Raw genomic sequence first — 6,418 nt, 5'->3', positions numbered from 1 at the left:
GCATCGTCTATGACGAGTGGGAGTTCTGCCACATCCTGTCCGGCGTCTCGGTGATCACCGAGGACGGCGGCGAGGCACGCACCGTCAAGGCCGGCGACAGTTTCGTGCTGAGGCCCGGCTTCAAGGGCACCTGGGATGTGGTTGAGACGACCCGCAAGGAATATGTGATCAAGCTTTGACCGGGCTTCCTAATGGCGGAGGCTAGCGCGTCGAACACTGGCTGGAACGCCTATCGCTTCGTCATTCTAGGGCGGAGGAAGGAGCGAAGCGACGCGCGCAGACGATGCCGTGACATTAAGGCGGCTACCACCGTGCAGAATTCTGCGCCGCTGCATCCCTTGGCCAAGGTTGCGGCATCGATCCTTGGGTCTGCGCTCCGCTTCGCGTCGGTACGCCCAAGGATGACGACGTTGAGGACCCGTCAAAAATTGACGGCCAGCCGCTCCAATCCATGGAAGTGGTAGGTGTCACGGAACCTTGGCTCCTCGGCCAGGCACAATTTCGGCAGCCGGTCGAACAGGGTTTTCAGCGAGACCTGCAATTCGAGCCGCGCCAGCGGCGCGCCGATGCAGAAATGGATGCCGGCGCCGAACGAGACGTTCTTCTGATCCGCGCGGGCTGGATTGAAGATGTCGGGCCCGGCGAATGCCAGCGGATCGTGATTGGCCATGCCGAGCAAAAGCGCGATCATCTGGCCTGGCTTGACCACAATGCGCGGTGAGACTTCGATCTCCTCATAGGCGTAGCGCAGGAACATATGCAGCGGCGCGTCGAAGCGAAGACATTCCTCGACCGTTGCGGCATTCGCTTCCGGTGTCGCGAAGAAGCGACGCGCATCGCCGCCTTGCGCCAGCAGCGATCGCACCGCATTGCCGGTCTGGTGCACGGTCGCCTCATGACCGGCGTTGAGCAGCAGGATGGCCGAGGAAACCAGTTCGTCCTCCGAAAGCTTCTGGCCGTTGTCCTGGGCTTCGATCAGCAGCGACAGCAGATCGTCGCCGGGCTTCTTGCGCCGTTCGGCGACGTAGCCGCGCAGGAAATCCGCGAAATCGCGCGCCGCGCGATTGGCCGTATCCTCGACCTGGCGCGTGCGGCCATGCATGTACATGGCGACCATCTGATGCGACCAGTCGAGCAATTGCGGCCCCATATCGACAGGAACGCCCAGCATCTCGGCGATGATCGTGATCGGCAGCGGCGAGGCGTAGGCCGGCAGGAGATCCACGCCGCCTGGCTCGAATCGGTCGATCAGCTCATTCGCCAGCGCTTCGATGCGTGGGCGCAGCCGCTCGACCTGGCGCGAGACGAAGGCGCGGTTGACCAGCGTGCGAAGCCGCGTATGCACCGGGGGCTCCAGTTCCAGCATGGAATTGGCCTCGATGCCGTCGAAGGCGGCAAGATGCGAGCGGTCGTCGCCGACGCCACGGCTGTCGGGAATCCCGGCCGGGTTCTGGCGCCCGAAACGGCGATCGCGCAACAGCCGGTTGACGTCGTCGAAACCACCGAAACACCAGAAGCCGTAATCCTCCCAGAAGAAGGCGTTCGCCGCGCCGTGCAGGAAGGCATAGGCCTCATAGGGGTTCTGCACAAAGGCCGGCTGGTGCGGGTCGAGCCGCAGGCGGCGGCTGGCGGGATCGAAGGTAAGATAGGCTGGCATCATGCCCGACCATTAGCGCGCCTTGTCATCCCGATGCCAGCCCGTATCTTGGCTCTCGTGATGCCGAATCGTTCAGCCAGGCCGGCTGAGAAGGTCTGAGGGCAGGGTGCAAGGGGCGCGGCGTTTCGCACATTCCAGGCAAGATCAAACTGGCCATGCTATCGCTTCCCACCTCTTACTTTGATTTTTTGGAGCGTTACGGCAACTCGCAATGGATTTATGGCGATGAGCTTGTTTTTCTCTGGGCTGGGCAGGATCTTGAGTCGTTTAACATCGAGTATGGCGTTCATACTCTCGCGCCTGGCCTCATATTGATTGGTTCCGACGGCTCTGGGGAGGCCTTCGGATTCGATTTGCGCTCGCCTCATAAGCCGATGGTTCAAGTCCCATTTGTCGGCCTGAACTGGAAGTACGCGAATGTCGTCGCAAACGAATTTAGCGATTGGCAGGCAATGCTGGCTCCACGGGAGGACGGAGATTCTCATCCACAGATGCAACTCGCGGAAGTGAAACCGGTGTTGTTTGGCGGAGATTCGACTGACCCCGCCAACCGAGCATGGCTAACGCGCGCCCAGCATTTTGAATATGTGCGCTTCTGGAACGATGTATTTCTGGCAGCCAGCGCGAAGCTTACACCCCAGTAGCGCGAGTGCCGGGGACCTAGTGCCCCGCCTTCAGGATGCCTGCCACTTTGGCAGCAATCGCCGCATCGAGCGCCTGCCAGTCCCCGAGAAGCTCGCGCGGGAAACGGTAGGTGAGGCTGAGATCGTCGCCGACCTGGATGTCGCGCTCGCAGGGCGCCAGCGATTCCTCCGCGCTCGGCCCGCTCAGGCATCGCGCGACGAACGGATCCTTGCCGGGACGGTCGGCGACCGCGAGCATCTCATTGAGATAGCCCGACTTTTCGGTGAAGCCGTAGAGCATGGTGCCGCCGGGACCGGGCGTGCCTGGCTTGACGATCAGGGCGCTGTAGATCGGCGCGAAACGGCCGCTCATGTCGCGCGACATCATTCGCGGTTCGAACGACAGGAATATGATCTTCCTGGCCTCTCCGGTATGGTTGAAGTCGTCGCGCGCCGCCGTGCTGTACCCGTCCATCTCGGGATAGCGAAGATAGAGATCTAGGCGCGAGGCGACGCCGTCGTGCCGCGCCAGGTCGAAGCGGATGAAGTTGGCCGGCACGGCGATGACGTTGCTGCCGATGACGACCTGCTTGACGGTGGTATCGTCGGTATAGCCGGCCATGGCGATCGACCGGCCGAGCCATTTGCCGCCAACGCTGATCGCCACCGAAAGCATCGCCAGCGCCGCGAAGGCGTAGAAGACGCGCTTCATGAAGGTCGAGTCGACGACCTCGAATTCCGGGCTGTCGGCAGCCGCTTCACTCATTGCGATCCCCAATCCGCTGTCCCCGGGTGGCACAGCCGGTGCGGCACGGCTCTTGCAGCGCGCGCAATCAACTGTGCAATCTCATGGTAAACGGTTGGTAAAAATGAGCCCTGCAGTCGTTGCTCTTTATGTATTCGCGGTCGGCCTGACAGCTTGCGGGCTGGCCGGATCGGCCATGGAACTGATTTCCGGCCGCCGGCTCGCCTTCGCGGAGCCGTATGTTTCGTCGACCCGGATCCTGCGTTCGCTCGCGGCGACCGCCTGCGCCGGCCCGTTCATGCTCGCCAACGAGGCGCTCGATGCCCGGCGCGAGGGCCGCATCAGCACGCTGGCGCTGTTGTCATGCGGATGTACTGCCGTCGCATGGGCTCTGGCGCTCGGTATCGTGCTTGTCGCCATTGCATCATGGGCGACTGGTCTCCTAGTTTCGGGCTGACTGTTCAGCTGCAGGCGAATCGGAGACGAAAAATGCCGGTCTATGCGATCGACGGAAAAGCGCCGCAATTCGAGGACGCCGAGACCAACTGGATCGCGCCGGACGCAACCCTGATCGGCAATATCATGATCGGCCGCAATGCCGGCTTCTGGTTCGGAGTCGTCATCCGCGGCGACAACGAGCCGATCACGATCGGCGCCGACACCAATGTGCAGGAACATACGATCATGCACACCGACCCCGGCTGCCCGGTCACCATCGGCCAGGGCTGCACGATCGGCCACCGCGCGCTTCTGCACGGCTGCACCATCGGCGACAACAGCCTGATCGGGATGGGCGCCATCGTCCTCAACGGCGCCATGATCGGTAAGAACTCACTCGTCGGCGCCGATGCCCTGGTGACGGAGAACAAGGTTTTTCCAGACAATTCGCTGATCGTCGGCTCGCCCGCGAAAGTCATCCGGGAGCTTGACGAGGCGGCAATCGAGAGGCTGCGCGTCTCGGCCGCGCATTATGTCGCCAACGGCAAGCGCTTCAAGGCGGGATTGAAGTCAGTCTGAGGCTGCGACCCGGCCGGCCTGCCTACTCATCTTTTGTCTGCGCCAGTGTTCTTCATTGCCTCGCGCAGCAGCAACGTCCCAGCCTGGAAGCCGGCTCTTTCGGCGCTCTCCAGCGCCGTCTCATAATCATCGATGCGAGTCCTGAGCGAAGCGTCCGCGCCTGAAGCGAGCAGAAGGCCAATTGCCTCGGCGTCACGCAGGGAAACCGCATAGTGCAAAGGTGTCCAGTCGTTCACGCCTCGCATGTTCGGGTCGGCGCAATGCCCGAGAAGCATGCCGACAATCGCCAGCCTGTCCGGCCGTGCGGCGGACAGCGCCGCGATGATCGAAGGAAAGCCCGTATGATCCTCGTAGTTCGGGTTCGAGCCCGCATCGAGGAGCCGCGAGATGAAATCCGGTGGACTCCAATGGACAGCGTATTCGAGCGGATGCCCAAGACCGAGCTCGAACGGCATCTTCTCATCGAACCAGCGGGCCGAGCCGCCGAGCGCATTGCCCACGCCCTCGAAATCTCCTGCCTTGAAAGCCTCGTGGATGGCTTTGAACAGGGCGTGCCGCTCGCAGCGATCTTCAGGAATCTCCAGCACGGCGCTGATCCGAAGTGGCGAATTGATGCCCCATAATGCTCCAGCTGGCCTCGTGCTTAAAGGGCTATTGGACAGGATGGAAAGGCAAACGCAGGCCTGCAAGACGGCAGGGCGACGAACTGAGGCGGCGATGGATTTATGCAAATCCATCATAAATCGCATGTTCATATCTCGTTTGCGGCAGCTGTGCTCGCAAGGTTACGTTTCGTCATCAAAACAAGAACGAGGGCATAGAGCCTTCGGGGAACAACGGTCATGGGCGATATCGAAAGCGCGAGGTCGACGGCCTTTGTCGTTGTGCCGCCACGCAAGATCTGGACAAAAATACTAGGCCTTGTCGTCATAGTGCTGCTCGTGCTGCTCGTCAGGGCGTTCTGGGTAGGCGACATCGCTTGGAAGTATGTCGGCGACAACATCTTTGCGCCGAGCGTTCTCAGAGGCGTCGTCAACGCCATCATCATGACCTTTTGCGCCATGGCGCTGGGCATCGTCTTGGGCGTGATGGCCGCCATCATGCGCATGTCGGACAATCCGGTGCTCAAGAACGTCTCGATCGGCTATGTCTGGCTGTTCCGCGGCACGCCGGCGCTGCTGCAGTTGCTGCTGTGGTTCAATCTTGCGCTGATCTTTCCCACCATTGGAATTCCCGGCCTCTTCTCGCTGAAGACCGTGGACGTCATGACGCCCTTCGTAGCCGCCTTCCTGGGGCTCGGCATCCAGCAGGGCGCCTATACCGCCGAGGTGGTGCGGGCAGGCATCCTCTCCATCGACAAGGGCCAGGCCGAAGCAGGACTTTCGATCGGCATGACGCCACTGCGGGCCATGCTGCGCATCATCCTGCCGCAAGCAATGCGCGTGATCGTTCCGCCGATCGGCAATGAAACCATCGGCATGGTCAAGCTCACTTCGCTCGCCAGCGTCATCCAGTTTTCCGAACTGCTGAGAAGCGTCGAGGATGTCTACTACGTCAACTCCCGCGTCATCGAACTGCTGATCGTGGCCGCCATCTGGTACATGGTCGTCGTCACGGTACTTTCCATCGGCCAGATTTTCATCGAACGCCATTTCTCGAAGGGCTGGGGCGGCCATCGCCCGGGCCAGCCTGCTCAGCAGACCCTTGTCGAGGAGGCCGCGTGATGGACGCTCTGATAACGGCTGTCGACCTGCAGAAATATTTCGGCTCCTTCCACGTCCTGCAGGACATCGATTTCGAAATCGCCAAGGGCGAGGTGGTCTGCATCATCGGTCCGTCCGGTTCAGGCAAGAGCACCTTCCTGCGCTGCATCAACCAGCTTGAAAGCATTGACGCCGGATATGTCACCATCGGCGGCGAAATCGTCGGCTACCGCCGCGACGGGAACAAGCTCTATCCGCTGAGCCAGCGCGAGATCGCCCGCCAGCGCCAGTCGGTGGGCATGGTATTCCAGCGTTTCCACCTCTTCCCCCACAAGACGGTGCTGCAGAACATCATCGAGGGGCCGATGGGCGTGCAAAAACGCCCCAAGGCCGATTGCGTCGAGGAAGCCAAGGCCTTGCTCAAGCGCGTCGGGCTTGCCCACAAGGCCGATGCCTACCCGGGCGAATTGTCAGGCGGCCAGCAGCAGCGCGTGGCGATCGCCCGTGCGCTCGCCATGAAACCCAAGGCGATGCTGTTCGACGAGCCGACCTCGGCGCTCGATCCCGAGCTGGTCGGCGAGGTGCTGGGCGTGATGAAGGAGCTGGCAGCGTCGGGCACGACGATGATCGTCGTCACGCACGAACTCGGCTTCTGCCGCGAGGTGGCCGACCG

General features: G+C 61.8%; 9 protein-coding genes. 6 read left to right on the top strand and 3 right to left on the bottom strand.

Annotated elements, in window-relative coordinates; translation table 11 throughout:
* The coding region (locus Q0L57_RS03135; RefSeq protein WP_296737780.1) for a cupin domain-containing protein at window positions 1-179 on the top strand (179 nt) is incomplete at its 5' end.
* 242 nt (window positions 180-421) lie between these two features.
* On the opposite strand, the gene Q0L57_RS03130 is transcribed toward Q0L57_RS03135, so the two are convergent.
* Window positions 422-1,660: a cytochrome P450 gene (locus Q0L57_RS03130; RefSeq protein WP_296737778.1), complete on the bottom strand. Its 1,239-nt coding sequence runs from the start codon at window positions 1,658-1,660 to the stop codon at window positions 422-424.
* Window positions 1,661-1,812: 152 nt separating this feature from the next.
* Here Q0L57_RS03130 and Q0L57_RS03125 point away from each other — a divergent pair, with 152 nt between their 5' ends.
* Window positions 1,813-2,301 carry an SMI1/KNR4 family protein gene (locus Q0L57_RS03125; RefSeq protein WP_296737774.1) on the top strand — a complete coding sequence of 163 codons (489 nt, stop codon included), beginning with the start codon at window positions 1,813-1,815 and terminating at the stop codon, window positions 2,299-2,301.
* Window positions 2,302-2,317: 16 nt separating this feature from the next.
* Here the strand turns inward: Q0L57_RS03125 and Q0L57_RS03120 are convergent, their stop codons facing one another.
* The gene (locus Q0L57_RS03120) at window positions 2,318-3,046 is read right to left on the bottom strand and encodes a hypothetical protein (RefSeq protein WP_296737773.1); all 729 of its coding nucleotides are present in this window, start codon (window positions 3,044-3,046) and stop codon (window positions 2,318-2,320) included.
* A gap of 103 nt (window positions 3,047-3,149) precedes the next feature.
* On the opposite strand from Q0L57_RS03120, the gene Q0L57_RS03115 reads away from it, so the two are divergent.
* Together Q0L57_RS03115 and Q0L57_RS03110 are read left to right on the top strand one after the other, a co-directional pair.
* The gene (locus Q0L57_RS03115; RefSeq protein ID WP_296737771.1) at window positions 3,150-3,482 is read left to right on the top strand and encodes a hypothetical protein; all 333 of its coding nucleotides are present in this window, start codon (window positions 3,150-3,152) and stop codon (window positions 3,480-3,482) included.
* Between the two features lie 32 nt (window positions 3,483-3,514).
* Window positions 3,515-4,042 (top strand): gamma carbonic anhydrase family protein, encoded by a 528-nt coding sequence (locus tag Q0L57_RS03110; RefSeq protein WP_296737770.1) that lies wholly within the window; start codon window positions 3,515-3,517, stop codon window positions 4,040-4,042.
* Window positions 4,043-4,068: 26 nt separating this feature from the next.
* Here the strand turns inward: Q0L57_RS03110 and Q0L57_RS03105 are convergent, their stop codons facing one another.
* Window positions 4,069-4,629, bottom strand: coding sequence for an ankyrin repeat domain-containing protein (locus tag Q0L57_RS03105; RefSeq protein WP_296737768.1), 561 nt, complete (start codon window positions 4,627-4,629; stop codon window positions 4,069-4,071).
* Window positions 4,630-4,884: 255 nt separating this feature from the next.
* Between Q0L57_RS03105 and Q0L57_RS03100 the strand changes: the two genes are divergently transcribed.
* Together Q0L57_RS03100 and Q0L57_RS03095 are read left to right on the top strand one after the other, a co-directional pair.
* Window positions 4,885-5,766, top strand: a complete 882-nt coding sequence (locus Q0L57_RS03100) for an amino acid ABC transporter permease (RefSeq protein WP_296737766.1) — start codon at window positions 4,885-4,887, stop codon at window positions 5,764-5,766.
* On the top strand, window positions 5,766-6,418 hold a 653-nt coding region (locus tag Q0L57_RS03095), incomplete at its 3' end, for an amino acid ABC transporter ATP-binding protein (protein WP_296737765.1). The genes Q0L57_RS03100 and Q0L57_RS03095, both read left to right, overlap by 1 nt.

Origin of the sequence: Mesorhizobium sp., from assembly GCF_024509055.1 — a bacterium.
Lineage (GTDB): Bacteria > Pseudomonadota > Alphaproteobacteria > Rhizobiales > Rhizobiaceae > Mesorhizobium.
Note: the sequence above shows the minus strand (reverse complement) of the source record. Positions and strands in the feature narration are given on the sequence as shown.

What these genes read in the sequence shown, in the direction of transcription:
- Q0L57_RS03100 (WP_296737766.1), top strand. Translation starts at nt 4,885, where the DNA reads ATGGGCGATATCGAAAGCGCGAGGTCGACGGCCTTTGTCGTTGTGCCG.
- Q0L57_RS03110 (WP_296737770.1), top strand. Translation starts at nt 3,515, where the DNA reads ATGCCGGTCTATGCGATCGACGGAAAAGCGCCGCAATTCGAGGACGCC.
- Q0L57_RS03115 (WP_296737771.1), top strand. Translation starts at nt 3,150, where the DNA reads ATGAGCCCTGCAGTCGTTGCTCTTTATGTATTCGCGGTCGGCCTGACA.
- Q0L57_RS03130 (WP_296737778.1), bottom strand. Translation starts at nt 1,660, where the DNA reads ATGATGCCAGCCTATCTTACCTTCGATCCCGCCAGCCGCCGCCTGCGG.
- Q0L57_RS03125 (WP_296737774.1), top strand. Translation starts at nt 1,813, where the DNA reads ATGCTATCGCTTCCCACCTCTTACTTTGATTTTTTGGAGCGTTACGGC.
- Q0L57_RS03120 (WP_296737773.1), bottom strand. Translation starts at nt 3,046, where the DNA reads ATGAGTGAAGCGGCTGCCGACAGCCCGGAATTCGAGGTCGTCGACTCG.